Here is an 18719-nt window from a genome sequence, read left to right as displayed (position 1 = left end):
CATAAGGGACGGGCGCACATGGCTACCTTGCACACCCAGATCAACCCGCGTTCGGCAGAATTTGCCGTCAACAGCGCGGCCATGCTCGAACAGGTCCAGGCCCTGCGCGGCCTGCTCGCCCAGGTTGCCCAGGGCGGCGGGCCTAAGGCCCAGGAACGGCATACCTCGCGTGGCAAACTGCTGCCGCGCGAGCGTATCGACCGCCTGCTGGACCCGGGCTCGCCGTTCCTCGAGATCGGCCAGTTGGCCGCCCATGAGGTGTACGGCGAAGACGTGCCAGCGGCGGGCGTGATCGCCGGCATCGGCCGCGTGGAAGGCGTGGAATGCATGATCGTGGCCAACGACGCCACGGTAAAAGGCGGTTCGTACTACCCGCTGACGGTCAAGAAGCACCTGCGTGCGCAAACCATCGCCCAGCAGAACCGCTTGCCATGCATTTACCTGGTGGATTCGGGCGGCGCCAACCTGCCGCGCCAGGACGACGTGTTTCCCGACCGCGAGCATTTCGGGCGTATCTTCTTCAACCAGGCCAACATGAGCGCGCAAGGCATCCCGCAGATCGCCGTGGTGATGGGCTCGTGCACCGCTGGCGGCGCGTACGTGCCGGCCATGGCCGACGAAGCGATCATGGTGCGCCAGCAGGCGACCATCTTCCTCGCCGGGCCGCCGTTGGTAAAAGCCGCCACCGGTGAAGTGGTGAGCGCCGAAGACTTGGGGGGCGCCGATGTGCATTGCCGCACCAGCGGCGTGGCCGACCACTATGCCGACAACGACGAACATGCCCTGGCCCTGGCCCGGCGCAGCGTGGCCAACCTCAACTGGCACAAGCAGGGCAAGCTGCAACGCCTGGCACCGGTGGCACCGCTGTATGCGGCCGATGAGCTGTACGGCGTGGTGCCGGCCGATGCCAAGCAACCGTTCGACGTGCGCGAGGTGATCGCCCGCCTGGTCGATGGCTCAGTGTTCGATGAGTTCAAGGCGCTGTTCGGTACCACCCTGGTGTGCGGTTTCGCCCACCTGCATGGCTACCCGGTGGCGATCCTGGCCAACAACGGCATCCTGTTCGCCGAAGCCGCGCAAAAAGGTGCGCACTTCATCGAACTGGCCTGCCAACGCGGCATCCCGCTGCTGTTCCTGCAGAACATTACCGGTTTCATGGTCGGCAAGAAATACGAAGAAGGCGGCATCGCCAAGCACGGCGCCAAGCTGGTCACCGCCGTGGCCTGCGCCCAGGTGCCGAAGTTCACGGTGATCATCGGCGGCAGCTTTGGTGCCGGCAACTACGGCATGTGCGGCCGCGCCTACGACCCGCGCTTCCTGTGGATGTGGCCCAACGCGCGGATTGGCGTGATGGGCGCCGAACAGGCCGCCGGGGTGCTGGCCCAGGTCAAGCGCGAGCAGAGCGAACGCAGCGGCCACCCATTCAGTGCCGAAGACGAAGCCAGGCTCAAGCAGCCGATCCTCGACCAGTACGAGCGTCAGGGCCACCCCTATTATTCCAGCGCCCGCCTGTGGGACGACGGCGTCATCGACCCGGCACAGACCCGCGACGTCCTCGGCCTGGCGTTGTCTGCCGCGCTGAACGCGCCGATCGAACAGAGCCGCTTCGGCATTTTCCGGATGTGACCCATGAGCGATTTCAGCACCCTTGAAGTGATCCGCGACCCGCGCGGCTTCGCCACCCTGTGGTTAAGCCGTGAGGACAAGAACAACGCCTTCAACGCGCAGATGATCCGCGAGCTGATCGTGGCCATCGACCAGTTGGCCGAAGACGCCAGCCTGCGCTTTGTACTGCTGCGTGGCCGTGGCCGGCATTTCAGCGCCGGTGCCGACCTGGCCTGGATGCAGCAGTCGGCGCAACTGGACTTCAACACCAACCTGGATGATGCCCACGAACTGGGCGAGCTGATGTACGCCCTGCATCGCCTCAAGGCCCCGACCCTGGCCGTGGTGCAAGGCGCAGCCTTTGGCGGCGCGCTGGGCCTGATCAGCTGCTGCGACATGGCCATCGGCGCCGAAGACGCCCAGCTGTGCCTGTCGGAAGTACGCATCGGCCTGGCCCCGGCGGTCATCAGCCCATTCGTGGTCAAGGCCATTGGCGAACGCGCCGCGCGCCGCTACGCCCTCACCGCCGAGCGTTTCACTGGCGTGCGCGCCCGCGAGCTGGGCCTGCTGGCCGAGGTGTACCCGGCCAGCGAACTGGGCGACCACGTCGAAGCCTGGGTAAGCAACCTGCTGCAGAACAGCCCACAAGCATTGCGCGCCACCAAGGACTTGCTGCGCGAAGTGGACGACGGCGAACTCAGCCCGGCCCTGCGCCGTTACTGCGAAAACACCATCGCCCGTATCCGCGTCAGCGCCGAAGGCCAGGAGGGCCTGCGCGCTTTCCTGGAAAAACGCCGCCCTGCCTGGCAAACCGTTGACAAGAAGGAGCCGCGCCCATGAGCCGCCCCGCTTTGACCACCCTGCTGGTCGCCAACCGCGGCGAAATCGCTTGCCGGGTGATGCGCACCGCCAAGGCCATGGGCCTGACCACTGTTGCCGTGCACAGCGCCACCGACCGTGACGCCCGTCACAGCCGCGAAGCCGACATCCGCGTCGACCTGGGCGGCACCAAGGCTGCCGAAAGCTACCTGCTGGTCGACAAGCTGCTGGCCGCAGCCAAGGCCAGCGGCGCCCAGGCCATCCACCCAGGTTATGGCTTTCTGTCCGAGAACGCAGGTTTCGCCCGCGCCATCGAGCAGGCCGGGCTGATCTTCCTCGGCCCACCGGCCAGCGCCATCGACGCCATGGGCAGCAAATCGGCAGCCAAGGCGCTGATGGAGGCCGCCGGCGTGCCGTTGGTACCGGGCTACCATGGCGAGGCCCAGGATCTGGACACCTTCCGCGCCGCGGCCGAACGCATCGGCTACCCGGTGCTGCTCAAGGCCAGCGCTGGCGGCGGTGGCAAGGGCATGAAAGTGGTCGAGGAAGAAAGCCAGTTGGCCGACGCCCTGGCGTCGGCCCAGCGTGAGGCACAGTCATCGTTCGGCGATGCGCGCATGCTGGTGGAAAAGTACGTGCTCAAGCCGCGCCATGTCGAAATCCAGGTGTTTGCCGACCAGCACGGCAACTGCCTGTACCTTAACGAACGCGACTGTTCCATCCAGCGCCGCCATCAGAAGGTGGTGGAAGAGGCCCCTGCCCCCGGCCTGTCGCCCGAACTGCGCCGGGCCATGGGCGAAGCGGCGGTGCGTGCCGCCCAGGCTATCGGTTACGTGGGTGCTGGCACCGTGGAGTTTCTGCTTGATGCACGTGGCGAATTCTTCTTCATGGAGATGAACACCCGCCTGCAGGTGGAACACCCGGTCACCGAGGCCATCACTGGCCTTGACCTTGTTGCCTGGCAAATTCGCGTGGCCTGTGGCGAAGCCCTGCCGATCACACAGGAACAGGTACCGCTGATCGGCCATGCCATCGAAGTACGCCTGTATGCCGAAGACCCGGCCAACGATTTTTTACCCGCGACCGGCAAATTGGCGCTGTACCGCGAATCGGCGCCTGGCGAAGGCCGGCGGGTGGACAGTGGGGTCAGCGAAGGCGATGTGGTGTCGCCGTTCTACGACCCGATGCTGGGCAAGCTGATCGCCTGGGGTGAAAACCGCGAACAGGCACGCCTGCGCTTGCTGGCCATGCTCGACGAGTTTGCCATTGGCGGGCTGAAGACCAACATTGCCTTCCTGCGGCGCATTCTCGCCCACCCGGCATTTGCTGCGGCGGAGCTGGATACCGGCTTCATTCCGCGTCACCAGGCGGTTCTGCTCCCTGCGCCGCAAGCACTACCGGCAGCCTTCTGGGAAGCGGCGGCAGAGGCGTGGCTGCAGGGCCAGGGGGGCCATCAGCGCGAAGACGACCGCCATTCACCTTGGGGCGGGCGTAACGGCCTGCGCTTGGGCCTGCCAGCACGCAGCAGCTTGCATCTGGTGAGCGCTGGCCAAGACCAGGCCGTGGCCCTGGAACGCAGCGCTGCTTCTACCTGGCAGCTGCAAGGTGAGCAGTTGGTGCATGACCAGAACGGCGTGCGTCGCCAGCATCGGGCAATCCGTCGGGGTGGCACGCTGTACCTGAACTGGGATGGCGAAATGCATGCCATCGAAGCCTTCGACCCGATTGCCGAGGCCGAAGCCAGCCACAGCCATCAGGGTGGGCTGGGTGCGCCCATGAACGGCAGTATCGTGCGGGTGCTGGTCGAACCTGGGCAGGTGGTGGAAGCCGGTACTGCGCTGGTGGTATTGGAGGCCATGAAGATGGAGCACAGCATTCGTGCGCCGCATGCCGGCACGGTGAAGGCGCTGTTCTGCCTCGAGGGGGATATGGTCAGCGAAGGGACTGTGCTGGTCGAACTGGTGGAATAACGGTGCCGGAGGGCCGCTTTGCGGCCCTAACGCAACACAAGGCCGCCTCTGCAACAGCCCGTAGGAGCGGGTTTACCCGCGAAAGGGCCAGGCCTGCTGGCCAACTTCCACCCGCCGTTCACCGTTGCCGCCGCTACTCAAAACCCTTTTAAAAGGCCCCATGCACCCGCACGACCACCCCAAGAAACTCGCAACCCTCTTCGCACAACAGCGCCGGGTAATTACTGTTCAATGCCTTCAGATAACGCTGCCCACCTTCCTCGGCCAGCTCGCGGAAAATCGCCGGCTTGCCGGGCTGACGAGCGATAACCAAACGCCCCGCCTCAGCCTCTACACCCGGGTCCACCAGCATCCGCATGCCCTGCGGCACACTGCGGCCACTGACAGCGCTCATGGCATCGTTTTCCACGGTTAGCCAGAACGCCTTGCCCTGTGCCAGGTAGTCAGTCTGCTCGAAAACAGCAGGCTCTACAGCCGTTGCAGCCTCTAGCTCACTCCAACCCAGCACCGGGTAACGAAAGCAAACGATGTATCGCATGAGGTCGAGTTCATCATCGTCCGCTATCTCGTAAACACTACGCTCCTCGCCAACCTGCCCCTGGATTCGCAGCTGCAGGCTGACGTTGTAATGAGGCATTCCAAGCTCGACGAACGTGCGGTTCATCGATTCGATTTTCGGCTGACGCCGTTTGTTCACCCAATGACCGACACTGCCTTGAGACACACCAACGCGCTCGGCAAGCTGCTCTTGAGTGAGCCCTAGCTCCTCCATCCGGTCTCGGACGAGGGCAATCCATTTATCCATATTCATCGCTGGCACGATACGGACTGCCTTCAAGGGCTCAATAAACATTCAGTATTATTTATCGGGAAGAATAAAAATACCGTAGGTATTACCATCGATCTGACCCCTTCCCTACTGGCTCCGGCAGGTATCAGGATGAAACTACCGAAAAACGACGAAACAGATCTCGACAGTGAAGCCGCACGCCGCGCGCTCGACTATTACCTCAACCCCAACCCACCGCGGCCCACCCTGGACAACAGGATCTGGACCCTTCACGAAGGCGTAACCGGCGAACAGGCCCAGGAACACGCCATCGCGCTGCTGCGCTGCGCTGCGGCCACCGCCCAGGAAACCGCCACCCACCAGCACGGCAGCCAGCGCGAACTGACGTTCGCGTTGATGCACATGATGGACATGGCTCGCGCACTGCTGGAGCACAAAAGCACCGAGTGACCGGGTTTATAGACAAGAAAGGAGGGAGAGAACGTGATGGCCGCGTAACGGCAAAAGCCCCGATTGCCGGGACAAGGAAGCGCGCCGGTAAAACTTTTTTACCGGATTAGCGAAAATTCATTTGACTGGCAAATGATAACGATTATTATTGCACTCAGCTGATCGCGAGATCCGCTGGATAACCTGAAAGCTTAGGTCGCTCTCAGATTATCTCCTCATCAGGCTAATCACGGTTTTTGACCCGGCTTTTTTGCCGGGTCTTTTTTTTGGCTCTTCAGGCTAATGAAGATCGTGATGGCGCGCATGATAGCAAAGGTGTTTCAGGGCGTGAACGCTCGTTACAAAACTTTGCGGAATCAGCACTTGAGAATCAATCTCGTTTCACCTACGCTGGTTCAGCATCAAGGAAGATGCCCCCTCCCTCCCCCTTTATAGAGCAAGGAGCTGTCCATGACCCGTCTGCTGCTGCCCCTTGAGCACCCCAATCCTGTTGCCGAGCATGATGCCGACGATGCACTGCTGCATGCACTGAAGCGGCTACCCCGGCGCGTACAGCAAGTATTCCTGCTCAACCGCCTCGATCAGCTGGACTTCGCCAGCATCGCTGCGCGCCTTGACCTGCCACTGGCGAGTGTCGAGCGCAATATGGACCAGGCGCTGCAGGCTGGCCGCTCGCGCCGGGATGTGCTGGCGAGCGCGGCCGGGCAGTGGTATGTGCGCTTGCAGAGCCCGCAGGTGACGGCGTGCGAGCGTATCGACTTCCGCCGCTGGCTGGATGCCGATCCGGCGAACTTGCAGGCGTTTCACGATACGGAACTGCGGTGGCGCAGCCTGCTGGCGCCGGCACGGCAACTGGGCCATGACGGCTGGTATCGGCAAGGCCGGGCGGCGCTGTCGCTGGGCGGCTGCTCGGTTGCGGTCGGGCTGGGTGTGGCGGCGTTGGTGCTGGTTGGGTTCTGGGCTTGATCAGCGCTTAGGCAAGTCGGACTCTCCGTACTGCACCCAGTAAACTCGCTCAGGTTAGGGGGGCGGTCCAAAGTGGAAATGGCAAACATCAGCGAGAATGCCATGCTCCTTAAGAACCTGCACAAACATCTGCTCGCCGTCATCGCCTGGAAAATCCGTTGATTCGTGCGTCAATCCAGATACGCAAGACAAGGCAACAGGACCAGAGAGTAACGCTTCAGCCGCTTGCCCGATTCGCCTTGGCCTACCTGAGGAATCAAACCGCGAATCCCCTCGCCAGCAAAACCGAAGCTCAGAAAAGCCGGCTGATTGAGCAGGGCTTCCAGGTTCAGGCTTGCACCTGCGCTGACGCATGCTGCCTGCAGGCCATGCGTTTCAAGGGGTAGAGGGACATTGTGTGAATTTACTTCCAAACCGCCGCGGCGCCACTTCGATCGAAAGCGTTTAACCCCGCGGCGTCCATCGTTGAAACAAAGGAGTAGCCGTTGTTCCGCACCGTGCCACCCGTTCATATCTGGCGCTGGCAAGGACGGAACCTGAAGAGCAAGCCAGCGTCATAGCCTCATGCAGCAATCCGGCATCAGTGGACTCGATGCCGCCCTCCGCATGACTCAGGATGGAGACGGCGCAACGGTTTCGAGCCGTTCGATCTGGAATTGCCAGGAGCAACAACATGCGCGAACGGATGAGTGCAACCAACCTAAAGTGGGCCTGCGGCTGGCTCGCAGCCGCGGTTTTGGCACTGTGCTGGTGGCTGCCGCTACCTTTTCGTTCCACCGCCGATGATGGCCCGCCGCGGATCTACGGCAACCCCGAAGCGCGCTTCACCCTCACCCTCTACGCCGAACTCGAATGCCCGCACTGCCAGGCCTACCTGCCGCAACTGCAGCGCTGGATCGTCACCAACGATCACGTCAACCTGGCCTGGCATCACCTGCCCCTACCCCAGCATGAATCGGCCGCCAGTCGGGAAGCGCGGCGGGTCGAATGCCTGGGCCAGCGAGATGGGCGCGAAGGCGTTTGGGGGGCGGTGCTCTGGGTCTACCTGCATACTCAAGGCAACGGCCGTGGGTTGGCTGCTGGACACGACTATCCGGACATCGGCCCGTCCCTGCAACGCTGCCTGGCCGGCGAACGGGCTGCTCAAGTCGTGGACACGCAAAAAGCGCAAGCCTTGGAGAACGGATTCAACGCCACCCCCACGCTGCGCCTGACCGACAATCACACCCAGCACACCCTGATCCTGGAAGACCCAATCGATCCCGATGCCTTGCTGTCCGCAGTGAACCTGTTGAGCGCAGCAGAAATTTCTGAAATGCCCGCTGACGTGATCAGCGATATGTCCAGGTAGCCCTCGGCGTCACGGCCAGGGCGCCGCGTTGTGGTGTTTGTACTTGAATTTCGTGGAGGGAGGGGGATTGAGGCAGAATGCATTCGAACGAAAAAAGGCCCCGAAGGGCCTTTTTTCAACGACTTACAGACTTCGAGTGAAACCTGTAGATCTTTATTTGGAGCGGGAAACGAGACTCGAACTCGCGACCCCGACCTTGGCAAGGTCGTGCTCTACCAACTGAGCTATTCCCGCGTCGTGATGGGTGCCATTCTAGCGATTTCTAAAACAGCGTCAACCCCTTGATTCAAAAAACTTTTATTTTTTTTCCGAGCCTTCGCGCAGGTGCGGCCAGGCGGCCAGCAGGTAGTGCACCATCGACCACAGCGTCAGCCCCGCTGCCACCAGCAGCAGCCCGTAGCCCAGGATCACCCAGAAGGTCACCGCCGGTGGGTTGCCCAGCAGGATCACCAGCGCCAGCATCTGCGCCGCAGTCTTCCACTTACCGAGGTTGGACACCGCCACATGCGCCCGCGCCCCTAGCTCAGCCATCCACTCGCGCAGCGCAGACACCACGATCTCGCGGCCGATGATGACCGCGGCGGGCAGGGTCAGCCAGAAGTTGGCGTGGGTCTGCACCAGCAGCACCAGGGCCACTGCCACCATCAGCTTGTCGGCCACCGGGTCGAGGAAGGCGCCGAACGGCGTACTCTGCTGCAGTCGACGCGCCAGGTAGCCGTCCAGCCAATCGGTGGCGGCGGCTACGGCGAATACGCTGCTGGCGGCCATGTAACTCCACTGATAGGGCATGTAGAACAGCAGAATGAAGCACGGAATGAGCAGGACGCGTAGAACGGTGAGCAGGTTTGGAATATTCATCGGTACGACTGGCTGCAAGTTGAGCCCGGCATTCTACTCGCTATGCAGGCTGGCATAAATCGACTCGGCAAGCTTTTTACTGATGCCGGGGGCTTTGGCGATTTCATCGATACTGGCGCGGTTGAGCTCCTGCAGGCCGCCGAAATGTTTCAGCAGGTCGCGGCGGCGCTTGGGCCCTACCCCGGCCACATCTTCAAGGCTGGAGACTCGACGGGCCTTGCCACGGCGGGCGCGGTGGCCGGTGATAGCGAAGCGGTGGGCTTCGTCGCGGATCTGTTGGATCAGGTGCAAAGCCGATGAATCGCCCTTGAGGGTAAATTCGTGGTGCACATCGTTCAGGTACAGGGTTTCGAAACCCGCCTTGCGTGTAACGCCCTTGGCCACACCCAGCAGGGTCAGGTCGGTGAAGCCCAGCTCCTGCATCACATCGCGGGCCATGTTCAGCTGGCCCTTGCCGCCGTCCACCAGCAGCACGTCGGGCAGCTTGCCCTCGCCGTCCTTGATGCGCCCATAGCGGCGGGTCAGGGCCTGATGCATGGCCGCGTAATCGTCACCTGCGGTGACGCCTTCGATGTTGAAGCGGCGGTAGTCGGACTTGATCGGCCCTTCGGGGCCGAACACCACGCAACTGGCCACGGTCGCTTCACCACTGGAGTGGCTGATGTCGTAGCATTCCAGGCGTTGCGGCACTTCATCCAGGCCCAGCACTTCGGCCAGCGCTTCGAAGCGCGCAGCCATGTGCTGGCGGTTGGCCAGGCGAGCATTCAGCGCCTGCTCGGCATTGGTCACGGCCAGTTGCTGCCAGCGGGCGCGGGTGCCACGCACCCGGTGGCTGATGGTCAGTTCGCGGCCACGCAGCGTGTGCAGCGCTTCGGTGATGGCGTTGAAGTCTTCGTGAACAACGTTGACGATCAACTCGCCGGGCAGCTCGCGCTCTGGGTTGCCCAGATAGTACTGGGACAGGAACGCGGCCATGACCTCGGCCACCTCCTCCTCGATGCCCACCTGCGGGAAGAAGTTCTTGCTGCCCAGTACTCGCCCGCCGCGCACGCTGATCAGGTGCACACAGGCACCACCCGGGTTGACGAAGGCGGCGATGACGTCGACATCGCCGCTGCCGCCCTCGATGTACTGCTGGTCCTGCACGCGGCGCAACAAGGCGATCTGGTCGCGCAGCTCGGCGGCTTTTTCGAAATCGAGGGCCATGGCGGCCTTCTCCATCTCGGCGTTCAACTCATTGCCCAGTTGCTGGCTACGCCCTTCCAGAAACATCACCGAATGGCGCACGTCTTCTGCGTATTCCTCGGCAGTCACCAGGTCGGTGCAGGGCCCTTTGCAGCGCTTTATCTGGTACTGCAGGCATGGCCGGGTGCGGTTGGCGTAGTAGCTATCTTCGCATTGACGCACAGAAAAAGCCTTTTGTAGCAGGCTAAGGCTTTCGCGAATGGCCCCGGCGCTGGGGTACGGGCCAAAGTAACGGCCCTTGGCCTTTTTCGCCCCACGGTGAATGCCCAGGCGCGGGAACTCGCCATCGGACAGAAACACGTAGGGGTAGGACTTATCGTCGCGCAGCAGGATGTTGTAAGGCGGCCGCCACTCCTTGATCAGGTTCTGCTCCAGCAGCAACGCCTCGGTTTCGTTGGCGGTGATGGTGGTTTCAACCTGGGCGATGCGCGCAACCAGCGCGGCGGTCTTGGGCGCAAGGCCAGTCTTGCGGAAATAGCTGGCCAGGCGTTTCTTCAGGTTCTTGGCCTTGCCCACGTAAAGCAGCCGGGCTTCGCCGTCGAACATCCGGTAAACGCCCGGGCGACCGCTGCAGGTCGCCAGGAATGCGCTGGCATCAAAGACTTGGGACATGAGGTTTTACAGGCTTGCGTCAACCATACCGTGGCGAACGGCCAGCAAGGTCAATTCGACGTCGCTGGTGACCGAGAGTTTTTCAAAGATCCGATAACGGTAAGTATTGACGGTCTTGGGCGAGAGGCACAACTTGTCGGAGATGATCTGCACTTTCTGGCAGCCGACGATCATCAGGGCAATCTGGATTTCCCGCTCGGACAGCGCGTCGAACGGCGAGCCCTGCGGCTGGAACGGTTTCAGCGCCAACTGCTGGGCGATCTGCGGGCTGATATAGCGCTGGCCGGCAAAGGCCAGACGAATGGCCTGGACCATTTCGTCAAGGCCTGCACCCTTGGTCAGGTAGCCGGCAGCGCCGGCCTGCAACAAGCGTGTGGGGAACGGGTCTTCCTCGCACACCGTCACCGCCACTACCTTGATGTCAGGGTGGCTGCGCAGCAGTTTGCGGGTGGCCTCCAGGCCGCCGATGCCGGGCATTTTCACATCCATCAGCACAACGTCCGGTTTCAGCTCCCGGGCCAGTTTCAGTGCCGATTCGCCGGAATCTCCCTCACCCACCACCTGCAGGCCGTCGATGTCGGCCAACATGCGTGTAATACCGGTTCGTACCAGATCGTGATCATCGACCACTAAGACCCTAATCAAGCACACACCTCGTCAGCAGGGCGATTGGATCCCGCCACCTTAACAAAATTTTTCACGGTGGGCCTAACGCATTGCTTCCGTCAGAAACGACTGACGTTGGACTGTGAGAGTCCTCACTATTTGCCGGGGCGTGGCGTCGTTGGCCAACCGCCCCAAAAGGTGCAAGAGCGCGGCCTGATCTTCCGACCGCAATTTCCGAAAAGCCCCCAGCAAACCGGACTCATCCGTGTTCAAACCTTCGAGCGCTGCCGGGGTGCGCAGGCCGCTGAGGACATACAACGCATCCACGCCCCGGGTCGCCAATGCCGCCAGGTAATCTAGCCGCGGCGTGCGCTCACCGCTTTCGTACTTACCCTGAGCGTTGGGCTCGACCCCACCGATATCGCCAAATACACGCTGGGTCATACCCAGTCGCTCACGCTCTTCCCGCAGCCGTGGACCGATTCCGTTCATAGGGGCTTCTCCTTTTCCCTTATCCTCTCAAGTACGGCCTGCCCGCCTGCAGGCAGCCGTAAAGGTGTGGATCCACTATGCCCATGCTCTGCGGTCGCGACAAGCCATCATTTAGCTACTACGTTGATATCCCGCTGCATCCGCACAAAGCATTCGTCTTCACCCATTTCGATGAAGCCATGGCGCTGGTACAGCAGGCGGGCCGGGTTGCTGCGGAACACCATCAGCCGCAACAGGGGAAGGCGCCGCTGCCTGGCCCACAGCGCCAGTTCTTCCAGCACCCAGCTACCGACCCCTCGCCCACGGTGCTCAGGCAACAGGTGCAACTCGCGGATGAACAGCGCCTGGCGGTCCTGGCTGAGGCTGCAAAAACCCAACAGCGTGTCGCCTTCGATCACCAGCCACTGCTCGCGCCAGCCCCAGGCCGCGTCGAAGGCGTCCTCGATCCACAGCAGGTCGAATTCACGGTAATAGGGCAACATGGCGCGGCGCGTAAGGTTGCGGGCGAAGGTGCAGTGGATGTCTTGGGCGGGAATCAACTGTAAGGGCATCGCATCGCGCTCATTGGGCATAACACACTGGCGAACTGCCAGGGCCACACCTGTCCAGTTCGTTTTCCAACCAGTCGGCCAGCACCCGGGCATTGTTGTGCTCGCTGTCCTTGCCTGCATAAAGCAATGTCAGCGTCCCCTTCCTGGCCATGTCCAGCAGCGGATACCAGTGCTCGGGGTGGGCCGCCAGCGCTTGCTGGTAACGCTGGGTAAAACCGGCGAAATCTACGTCTCCCTGGTGGAACGCCTTACGCAATTCATTCGAAGGCGCCACTTCGCGCAACCACTGCCCATGGAGATCTTCCTTGCGCTTGTTGCGCGGCCAAAGGCGGTCGACCAGTACACGCTGGCCATCTTCATCCTCAACCGCATCATAGACACGTTTGCAGCGAATCATGGGCGTCTCCTGCCATTACCGTCCGTCTTGAGCCTAGATAATTCATTGATCGAGGTCACGGCCGGGTTACGAATTGTTTCTATGCTCAAGGCCTTCGGCACTTTCGCCCAACGCCAACCGGAGCCCCCATGGCAACCCCGTCAGTGGCCAGCAGCCCACTACTGGCTAGACACGACGCTCGCCCGCAGCTCTCCCACAAACCTGGGCGCGCCACCTTAGCGTTGTTCTTCAGCCTGCTGCTGGCGGGTATCGCCTACACCGCCTGGAGCCTCAAGCAGGATGTGACCGCAAGCGGTACGGTCATCACCACGGCCACACCGTTCCTTCTGCTGGGCCTGGCGCTGCTGATTGCCCTGGGCTTCGAATTCGTCAACGGCTTCCATGACACCGCCAACGCGGTAGCCACCGTGATATACACCCATTCGTTGCCGGCGCCGGTCGCAGTGGTGTGGTCTGGGCTGTGCAACTTCCTGGGCGTGCTTTTTTCCAGTGGCGCGGTGGCCTTCGGCATCATCGCCTTGCTACCGGTAGAACTGATTCTACAGGTGGGTTCTTCGGCCGGCTTCGCCATGGTCTTCGCCCTGCTGCTGGCGGCGATCATCTGGAACCTTGGCACTTGGTGGCTGGGCCTGCCGGCATCGTCCTCGCACACCCTGATTGGCTCGATCATCGGCGTGGGCGTGGCCAATGCGCTGATGCATGGGCGTGACGGCACCAGCGGCGTGGACTGGGCTCAGGCCAGCAAGGTGGGTTATGCCCTGCTGTTCTCACCGCTGATCGGTTTTGCTTGTGCAGCCCTGCTGCTGCTGGCCCTGCGCGCGCTGGTCAAACGCAAGGCGCTTTACCAGGCACCGGAAGGCCAGACACCGCCCCCGTGGTGGATCCGCAGCCTACTGATTCTGACGTGCACCGGGGTCTCTTTTGCCCACGGCTCCAACGATGGCCAGAAAGGCATGGGGCTGATCATGTTGATTCTGGTCGGCACCCTGCCGATGGCTTATGCGTTGAACAAGACCATGCCCAACGCGCAGGCCCTGCAGTTTTCCGCCGTCGCCGAGGTGACCCGCCAGGCACTGGTACGCAGCAACCCGCAAGCGACCCCGGATGACCCGCGCCAGGTGCTTACCCTGTTCATTGCCGAACCCAAGGCCAGCCCGCACCTGGTACCGGCATTGGCGGCGCTGACCGGGATGATCGGCGAAGAGGTCAAAGGCTATGGCTCGCTCAAACGCGTACCGGCTGAAGCCATGGCCAACGTGCGCAACGACATGTACCTGACCAGTGAAGCCATCCGCCTCATGGAGAAAAACCACCTGGTGACATTCGATGCCGACACCCGCAGCCAAGTGCAGTTGTTCAAGGCCCAGCTGGACGACGCCACCCGCTATATTCCGTTGTGGGTGAAGGTGGCTGTAGCCATCGCGCTCGGGCTGGGGACCATGGTTGGCTGGCGGCGTATTGTGGTCACCGTTGGCGAGAAGATCGGCAAGGCCCACCTCAGCTATGCCCAAGGCGCATCGGCCGAAGTGGTGGCGATGTGCACCATTGGCGCGGCGGATATGTTCGGGCTGCCGGTGTCGACCACGCATGTGCTGAGTTCGGGGGTGGCCGGCGCCATGGTCGCCAATGGGTCGGGGATTCAGAAACGCACGTTGTTCAATCTGCTGATGGCCTGGGTACTGACCCTGCCAGCGGCAATGCTGTTGGCTGGCAGCCTGTACTGGCTGCTGAACCACATCTTCTGAACCCGTACGCCGTCTGTGCGGCCTTGCGTCGCGAAAGGGCCGCAAAGCGGCCCCGCGATTTCGCCCAATCATCGATATGCGTCCACCACCGTGGTAGGAGCGGGTTTACCCGCGAATACGGTAGCGGCGGCAACGGCGAACGGCGGGTGGAGATTGGCCAGCAGGGCCGGCCCTTTCGCGGGTAAACCCGCGCCTACGGGCGACCGCGCAGGCCTTTCAACGTTTGCACAAGGCTATTGTCCCTGCACGGGTTGATCAGCCCGGGATTTTCAGGCCACGCTGCACGGCTGGCCGTTCGAGGAAATTCGCCAGCACGCGCTGCACTTCCTTGAACTGGTCGAAGCCCACCAGGTCACGGGCGTTGTAGCGCTCCACCAGGTTGCGCACCCAAGGGAAGATGGCGATGTCGGCAATGCTGTATTCCTCAGCCATCCACTGCCGACCTTTCAAATGCCGATCCAGCACGCCCAGCAGCCGCTTGGACTCGTTGACATAGCGGTCGCGCGGGCGCTTGTCTTCATATTCCTTGCCCGCAAAGAAATGGAAGAACCCGACCTGGCCGAACATCGGCCCGATGCCGCCCATCTGGAACATCAGCCACTGCAGGGTCTGGTAGCGCTGGGCGGGGTCCTGGCTGAGCAGCTGGCCGCTCTTCTCCGCCAGGTACTGCAAGATCGCCCCCGACTCGAACAGCGGCAGCGGCTGACCGCCCGGCCCGTTCGGGTCGAGGATGGCGGGGATCTTGTTGTTCGCGCTGAGCGAGATGAACTCGGGGCTCAATTGGTCATCGTTGTCGAAGCTGACCTTGTGCGCCTCGTAAGCCAAGCCAATCTCTTCGAGCATGATCGACACCTTCACCCCGTTGGGTGTCGGCAGCGAGTACAACTGCAGGCGTTCGGGATGTTTGGCGGGCCATTTGCGGGTGATGGGGAAAGCACTGAGTTCGGTCATGATCAACCTTGCCAAGGGAATGAACCTGTCACTCTAGAGACATCCCCAGCCGCTGGCCATCACCGACCACTCATCAGTGTTGGCAGCTCAGGCCTGGCCGTGGGCCTTGAGCTTGAGCTTTTCGGTATCGACGCGGACAAACACCGAGTCGGCCGTCACCGTCAGTACATCCTCTGCCCAGACTTCGCAGATGACCCGGCTCTTGCGCCCCACTTCGCCTTCGACACGCGCCTTGAGCAACAGCTCGACGCCCATCGGCGTAGGTTTCAGGTAGGTCAGATTGAGCGTACCGGTAACGCAGTCGATACGCGGCAGACTGCCCGGTTCTCGGCCTTCGTTACGGTAGTGGTAGGCCATCGCCGTCCAGTTGGAGTGGCAGTCGACCAGCATCGCCAGCAGGCCACCGTAAACCAGGCCAGGCCAGCCAATGAAGGTGCTGTCGGGCGAGTGCCGGCACACCAGGTGAACACCGTCGGCGTCCCAGTGGCTTTGCAGGTGCAGGCCGCTGGGGTGGGAACAGCCGCAGCCATAGCAAGTACCCTCAGGGGCCGCGAGGGCTTGAAGGGAAAGGGTGTGCTCAGTCATACGCTTCCTGTGCTTGTTGGAATGGGGGCGCGCAACGCCCCCATTAAAGCAGAAACATCAGACCGTCTGGGCAACCATCTTCGTACGCCGCTGGGTCAGTGAAACCAGCAGGATGAACGCGGTCACCCCGGCAGTCATCAGCGTCTCATAGCGGTAGGCGTCGCTGAACAGCATGTAGCCCAGCACCATGACGATGGTGCCGATCACCAGCCAGGTCAGCCATGGGAACAGCCACATCTTCAGTTCCAGCGGGCGCCCTTCACGCTCGGCCCGGGCACGCATGCGCAGCTGCGACACGGCAATGACCAGGTACACCAGCAAAGCGATGGCGCCAGTGGTCGACAGCAGGAAGCCAAACACCTTGCCCGGGAACACATAGTTGACGAGGCAGCCAGCGAAGCCCGCCAGGGTGGAGAAGATCACTGCCACGGTCGGCACGCCGGAACCGGAGATGCGCTTGGTCACGCTCAGCGCCTGGCCACGCGCGCCCAGCGAATAGAGCATGCGCGACGCCGTGTAGAGCCCCGAGTTCATGCAACTTGTCACCGCCACCAGCACCACCAGGTCAACCAGCAACTTGGCGCCCGGCACGTTCAGCACTTCCAGTACACGCTGGAACGACCCTACCGCTTTCAGCCCGGGGTCGTTCCAGGCCACCAGCGACACCACCAGGAAGATCGACGCCAGGTAGAAAATGGCGATGCGGTACACCACCAGGTTGGTGGCGCGGCGAATCTTGTCTTTCGGGTTGGCGGTTTCGTCAGCCGCGATGGTGACGATTTCGGCACCGAAGAACGAGAAGATGGTGATCAGCACGCCCCCAAGCACCGTCCCGAACCCATTGGGCATGAAACCACCGCTGTCCCACAGTCGGCTGACCCCGGAGACCTCGGCCAGCGGCCAGAAACCGAACACCGCCAAGGTGCACACCCCGATGAAGCCAATGATCGCGACCACCTTGACCAACGCGAACCAGTACTCGAAAGCACCGAAGTTCTTCACGCTGACCAGGTTGGTGCCCGACAGCACCAGCATGATCAGGAAGGCGAACAGCCAGGACGGCACGCCAGGGAAGTAGGCATGCAGGATGTCAGCACCGGCAATGGCTTCCACCGGAATGATCAACACCCAGAACCACCAGTACAGCCAGCCAATGGTAAAGCCCGCCCAAGGCCCGATGGCCTCCGAGGCGTAGGTGGAAAAAGAGCCGCTGTTGGGGTTTGCGATGGCCATTTCACCCAGCATGCGCATCACCAGCAAGACCAGCAGGCCAGTCATGGCGTAGGAGATGAGGATGGCCGGGCCGGCGGTGGCAATGGCGTTGGAGGACCCGATGAACAGCCCGGCGCCGATGATGCCGGCAATGGAGATCATGGAAACCTGACGGGAAGTCAGGCCGTGCTGCAGTGAGCGCTGTTTCTTGTTGTCTTGCGAAGCCATGAAGAACCCTCGAATGGGTCGGCCGCAGCAAAGCGGCTGAAGGTCTGAGCAGAATTCTTATAAATTTCTGATGTGTGTTGTTGTTGTTTTTTGCAGATGACCGAAGCGGGTATTGACCTCCTCTTCGCATGACCGGTTGTAATCGTTGATCCAGGTCAGTATTAATCTATAGGCCGGGGTCAACAAACGACCTTTTCGAACCACATAATTCCTTTATGGAATGAACTCCTTCCTTTTTTGCTCGGTATTCGCCCGTCATGTCCAAACGCCTGATGCCTTCGACCACCGCCCTTCAGTGCTTCGAAGCGGCCGCTCGCCACCTCAGCTTCACCCGCGCGGCCCAGGAACTGCACCTGACCCAGAGCGCCGTCAGCAAGCAGGTCGCGCAGCTTGAAGACATGCTCTCGCACTCGCTGTTCCAGCGCATTCGCCGGCGCCTGCACCTGACCCCGGCCGGCGCGCTGTACCTCACCGAAGTGAACAAGATCCTCACCCAGATCGACATATCCAGCCGCTACATCCTCAGCTACGGCGACGAAACCGAAGTGCTGCGCATCGCCACCCAGCCGACCTTCGGCGCCCGCTGGCTGGTGCCCCGGCTCAAGGGTTTTGGTGACCGCTACCCACGCATTCACCTGGATGTGCGCAACGAGCTGGAGCCATTCGACCTGGTACAGGCCAAGGCTGACGTCGCCTTTTTCTTCGGCCAGGGCACCTGGCCCGGGGCGACCTGCATCGAGTTGTTCAGCGAAGAAGTGGTGCCGGTGTGCAGCCCGCAGCTGCTGGCCAGCCACCGTTTCGACAGCGCCCAGGCATTGACTGAGCACCGCCTGTTGCAATGCGTGTCGCGGCCGGAGGCCTGGCATGAGTGGTTCCTGGGGCTTGGGTTGCATAGCCAGAACAGCTACCACGGGCCGCGCTTCGACACGTTCTACCTGTGTATCCGCGCGGCCATCTCCGGCTGCGGCATAGCCCTGATTCCCCGCTATCTGGTGGCCGAAGAGCTAAGCGAAGGCAAGCTGGTGGTGGCCTGGGACCACCCTGTGGCAAGCAACGGGAGGCACTTCATTGCGCATGCCGAGCATGCGGCCGAAGTGCCCAAGATCAGGGCCTTCGTGCAGTGGATCCGGGAGCGGGTGGCTGAAGGCGATTGATTTGACCTGCCCTGGCCTCTGGTAGGAGCGGGCTTGCCCGCGAAGAGGCCGGCACAGCCAACCCAAAAAACCGGCCAGATCACGAATCCATGGAATGATCGCAATCGAATAATTCGTTTGCGGAATAACCCG

Annotated in this window: 19 protein-coding genes and 1 tRNA gene; 8 read left to right on the top strand and 12 right to left on the bottom strand. The window is 62.0% G+C overall.

Going from position 1 to position 18719, the window contains the following annotated elements; translation table 11 throughout:
* Nucleotides 1-18 precede the first annotated feature (18 nt).
* The 3 genes from ACF8Q6_RS09345 to ACF8Q6_RS09335 are packed head-to-tail and all read left to right on the top strand — an operon-like array spanning nt 19 to nt 4394.
* A complete protein-coding gene (locus ACF8Q6_RS09345) occupies nt 19-1626 on the top strand; it encodes a carboxyl transferase domain-containing protein (protein ID WP_392493779.1) in 1608 nt (535 codons plus the stop codon).
* Nucleotides 1627-1629: 3 nt separating this feature from the next.
* The gene (locus ACF8Q6_RS09340) at nt 1630-2445 is read left to right on the top strand and encodes a gamma-carboxygeranoyl-CoA hydratase (protein WP_392493778.1); all 816 of its coding nucleotides are present in this window, start codon (nt 1630-1632) and stop codon (nt 2443-2445) included.
* The gene (locus ACF8Q6_RS09335) at nt 2442-4394 is read left to right on the top strand and encodes an acetyl/propionyl/methylcrotonyl-CoA carboxylase subunit alpha (RefSeq protein WP_392493777.1); all 1953 of its coding nucleotides are present in this window, start codon (nt 2442-2444) and stop codon (nt 4392-4394) included. Before ACF8Q6_RS09340 ends, ACF8Q6_RS09335 begins: the two co-directional genes overlap by 4 nt.
* Nucleotides 4395-4542: 148 nt before the next feature.
* On the opposite strand, the gene ACF8Q6_RS09330 is transcribed toward ACF8Q6_RS09335, so the two are convergent.
* On the bottom strand, nt 4543-5247 hold the full coding sequence (locus ACF8Q6_RS09330; protein WP_392493776.1) for a S24 family peptidase: 705 nt from the start codon (nt 5245-5247) through the stop codon (nt 4543-4545).
* An 87-nt stretch (nt 5248-5334) separates the two neighbouring features.
* On the opposite strand from ACF8Q6_RS09330, the gene ACF8Q6_RS09325 reads away from it, so the two are divergent.
* Nucleotides 5335-5634 carry a DUF6124 family protein gene (locus ACF8Q6_RS09325; protein WP_392493775.1) on the top strand — a complete coding sequence of 100 codons (300 nt, stop codon included), beginning with the start codon at nt 5335-5337 and terminating at the stop codon, nt 5632-5634.
* Between the two features lie 450 nt (nt 5635-6084).
* Nucleotides 6085-6600, top strand: a complete 516-nt coding sequence (locus ACF8Q6_RS09320; protein WP_324736907.1) for a DUF4880 domain-containing protein — start codon at nt 6085-6087, stop codon at nt 6598-6600.
* 170 nt (nt 6601-6770) lie between these two features.
* Here the strand turns inward: ACF8Q6_RS09320 and ACF8Q6_RS09315 are convergent, their stop codons facing one another.
* Complete coding sequence (locus ACF8Q6_RS09315; protein ID WP_392493774.1) at nt 6771-7127, bottom strand: hypothetical protein; 357 nt, start codon at nt 7125-7127, stop codon at nt 6771-6773.
* 146 nt (nt 7128-7273) lie between these two features.
* On the opposite strand from ACF8Q6_RS09315, the gene ACF8Q6_RS09310 reads away from it, so the two are divergent.
* Entirely contained in the window at nt 7274-7951 is a 678-nt protein-coding gene (locus tag ACF8Q6_RS09310; protein ID WP_392493773.1) for a DsbA family protein, read from the top strand.
* A gap of 158 nt (nt 7952-8109) precedes the next feature.
* Here ACF8Q6_RS09310 and ACF8Q6_RS09305 read toward each other — a convergent pair.
* The 7 genes from ACF8Q6_RS09305 to ACF8Q6_RS09275 all read right to left on the bottom strand — a co-directional run bounded on the left by ACF8Q6_RS09305 (nt 8110) and on the right by ACF8Q6_RS09275 (nt 12712).
* A tRNA-Gly gene (locus tag ACF8Q6_RS09305) sits at nt 8110-8185 on the bottom strand.
* A 63-nt stretch (nt 8186-8248) separates the two neighbouring features.
* Nucleotides 8249-8809, bottom strand: a complete 561-nt coding sequence (gene pgsA / locus ACF8Q6_RS09300) for a CDP-diacylglycerol--glycerol-3-phosphate 3-phosphatidyltransferase (RefSeq protein WP_003251374.1) — start codon at nt 8807-8809, stop codon at nt 8249-8251.
* Between the two features lie 33 nt (nt 8810-8842).
* Nucleotides 8843-10666 (bottom strand): excinuclease ABC subunit UvrC, encoded by a 1824-nt coding sequence (uvrC, locus tag ACF8Q6_RS09295; protein WP_020192473.1) that lies wholly within the window; start codon nt 10664-10666, stop codon nt 8843-8845.
* Nucleotides 10667-10672: 6 nt separating this feature from the next.
* A complete protein-coding gene (gene uvrY, locus ACF8Q6_RS09290) occupies nt 10673-11311 on the bottom strand; it encodes a UvrY/SirA/GacA family response regulator transcription factor (protein ID WP_003251380.1) in 639 nt (212 codons plus the stop codon).
* 63 nt (nt 11312-11374) lie between these two features.
* Nucleotides 11375-11764 (bottom strand): helix-turn-helix domain-containing protein, encoded by a 390-nt coding sequence (locus tag ACF8Q6_RS09285; protein WP_392489723.1) that lies wholly within the window; start codon nt 11762-11764, stop codon nt 11375-11377.
* Nucleotides 11765-11871: 107 nt separating this feature from the next.
* Nucleotides 11872-12315 carry a GNAT family N-acetyltransferase gene (locus ACF8Q6_RS09280; protein WP_392489722.1) on the bottom strand — a complete coding sequence of 148 codons (444 nt, stop codon included), beginning with the start codon at nt 12313-12315 and terminating at the stop codon, nt 11872-11874.
* A gap of 10 nt (nt 12316-12325) precedes the next feature.
* On the bottom strand, nt 12326-12712 hold the full coding sequence (locus tag ACF8Q6_RS09275; protein ID WP_108078326.1) for a DUF488 domain-containing protein: 387 nt from the start codon (nt 12710-12712) through the stop codon (nt 12326-12328).
* Nucleotides 12713-12840: 128 nt separating this feature from the next.
* On the opposite strand from ACF8Q6_RS09275, the gene ACF8Q6_RS09270 reads away from it, so the two are divergent.
* Nucleotides 12841-14457 carry an inorganic phosphate transporter gene (locus ACF8Q6_RS09270; RefSeq protein WP_392489721.1) on the top strand — a complete coding sequence of 539 codons (1617 nt, stop codon included), beginning with the start codon at nt 12841-12843 and terminating at the stop codon, nt 14455-14457.
* Between the two features lie 255 nt (nt 14458-14712).
* Here ACF8Q6_RS09270 and ACF8Q6_RS09265 read toward each other — a convergent pair whose 3' ends face one another.
* The 3 genes from ACF8Q6_RS09265 to ACF8Q6_RS09255 all read right to left on the bottom strand — a co-directional run bounded on the left by ACF8Q6_RS09265 (nt 14713) and on the right by ACF8Q6_RS09255 (nt 17433).
* On the bottom strand, nt 14713-15408 hold the full coding sequence (locus ACF8Q6_RS09265; RefSeq protein WP_003251392.1) for a glutathione S-transferase N-terminal domain-containing protein: 696 nt from the start codon (nt 15406-15408) through the stop codon (nt 14713-14715).
* An 87-nt stretch (nt 15409-15495) separates the two neighbouring features.
* The gene (locus tag ACF8Q6_RS09260) at nt 15496-15993 is read right to left on the bottom strand and encodes a PaaI family thioesterase (RefSeq protein ID WP_014755926.1); all 498 of its coding nucleotides are present in this window, start codon (nt 15991-15993) and stop codon (nt 15496-15498) included.
* A 57-nt stretch (nt 15994-16050) separates the two neighbouring features.
* Nucleotides 16051-17433: an amino acid permease gene (locus tag ACF8Q6_RS09255; RefSeq protein WP_003251396.1), complete on the bottom strand. Its 1383-nt coding sequence runs from the start codon at nt 17431-17433 to the stop codon at nt 16051-16053.
* A 257-nt stretch (nt 17434-17690) separates the two neighbouring features.
* Between ACF8Q6_RS09255 and gcvA the strand changes: the two genes are divergently transcribed.
* A complete protein-coding gene (gene gcvA / locus ACF8Q6_RS09250) occupies nt 17691-18587 on the top strand; it encodes a transcriptional regulator GcvA (protein ID WP_003251398.1) in 897 nt (298 codons plus the stop codon).
* Nucleotides 18588-18719: the final 132 nt, after the last annotated feature.

The organism is Pseudomonas sp. GLN_2 (assembly GCF_043106005.1).
In the GTDB taxonomy this organism is placed as follows: Bacteria; Pseudomonadota; Gammaproteobacteria; order Pseudomonadales; family Pseudomonadaceae; genus Aquipseudomonas; species Aquipseudomonas alloputida.
The sequence above is the reverse complement of the archived record's forward strand: the minus strand, read 5'-3'. Positions and strand labels throughout refer to the sequence as shown.

What these genes read in the sequence shown, in the direction of transcription:
- uvrC (WP_020192473.1), bottom strand. Translation starts at nt 10,666, where the DNA reads ATGTCCCAAGTCTTTGATGCCAGCGCATTCCTGGCGACCTGCAGCGGT.
- ACF8Q6_RS09310 (WP_392493773.1), top strand. Translation starts at nt 7,274, where the DNA reads ATGCGCGAACGGATGAGTGCAACCAACCTAAAGTGGGCCTGCGGCTGG.
- ACF8Q6_RS09255 (WP_003251396.1), bottom strand. Translation starts at nt 17,433, where the DNA reads ATGGCTTCGCAAGACAACAAGAAACAGCGCTCACTGCAGCACGGCCTG.
- ACF8Q6_RS09285 (WP_392489723.1), bottom strand. Translation starts at nt 11,764, where the DNA reads ATGAACGGAATCGGTCCACGGCTGCGGGAAGAGCGTGAGCGACTGGGT.
- ACF8Q6_RS09330 (WP_392493776.1), bottom strand. Translation starts at nt 5,247, where the DNA reads ATGTTTATTGAGCCCTTGAAGGCAGTCCGTATCGTGCCAGCGATGAAT.
- ACF8Q6_RS09335 (WP_392493777.1), top strand. Translation starts at nt 2,442, where the DNA reads ATGAGCCGCCCCGCTTTGACCACCCTGCTGGTCGCCAACCGCGGCGAA.
- gcvA (WP_003251398.1), top strand. Translation starts at nt 17,691, where the DNA reads ATGTCCAAACGCCTGATGCCTTCGACCACCGCCCTTCAGTGCTTCGAA.
- ACF8Q6_RS09260 (WP_014755926.1), bottom strand. Translation starts at nt 15,993, where the DNA reads ATGACTGAGCACACCCTTTCCCTTCAAGCCCTCGCGGCCCCTGAGGGT.
- ACF8Q6_RS09320 (WP_324736907.1), top strand. Translation starts at nt 6,085, where the DNA reads ATGACCCGTCTGCTGCTGCCCCTTGAGCACCCCAATCCTGTTGCCGAG.
- ACF8Q6_RS09325 (WP_392493775.1), top strand. Translation starts at nt 5,335, where the DNA reads ATGAAACTACCGAAAAACGACGAAACAGATCTCGACAGTGAAGCCGCA.
- ACF8Q6_RS09280 (WP_392489722.1), bottom strand. Translation starts at nt 12,315, where the DNA reads ATGCCCTTACAGTTGATTCCCGCCCAAGACATCCACTGCACCTTCGCC.
- ACF8Q6_RS09345 (WP_392493779.1), top strand. Translation starts at nt 19, where the DNA reads ATGGCTACCTTGCACACCCAGATCAACCCGCGTTCGGCAGAATTTGCC.
- ACF8Q6_RS09270 (WP_392489721.1), top strand. Translation starts at nt 12,841, where the DNA reads ATGGCAACCCCGTCAGTGGCCAGCAGCCCACTACTGGCTAGACACGAC.
- pgsA (WP_003251374.1), bottom strand. Translation starts at nt 8,809, where the DNA reads ATGAATATTCCAAACCTGCTCACCGTTCTACGCGTCCTGCTCATTCCG.
- ACF8Q6_RS09275 (WP_108078326.1), bottom strand. Translation starts at nt 12,712, where the DNA reads ATGATTCGCTGCAAACGTGTCTATGATGCGGTTGAGGATGAAGATGGC.
- ACF8Q6_RS09265 (WP_003251392.1), bottom strand. Translation starts at nt 15,408, where the DNA reads ATGACCGAACTCAGTGCTTTCCCCATCACCCGCAAATGGCCCGCCAAA.
- ACF8Q6_RS09340 (WP_392493778.1), top strand. Translation starts at nt 1,630, where the DNA reads ATGAGCGATTTCAGCACCCTTGAAGTGATCCGCGACCCGCGCGGCTTC.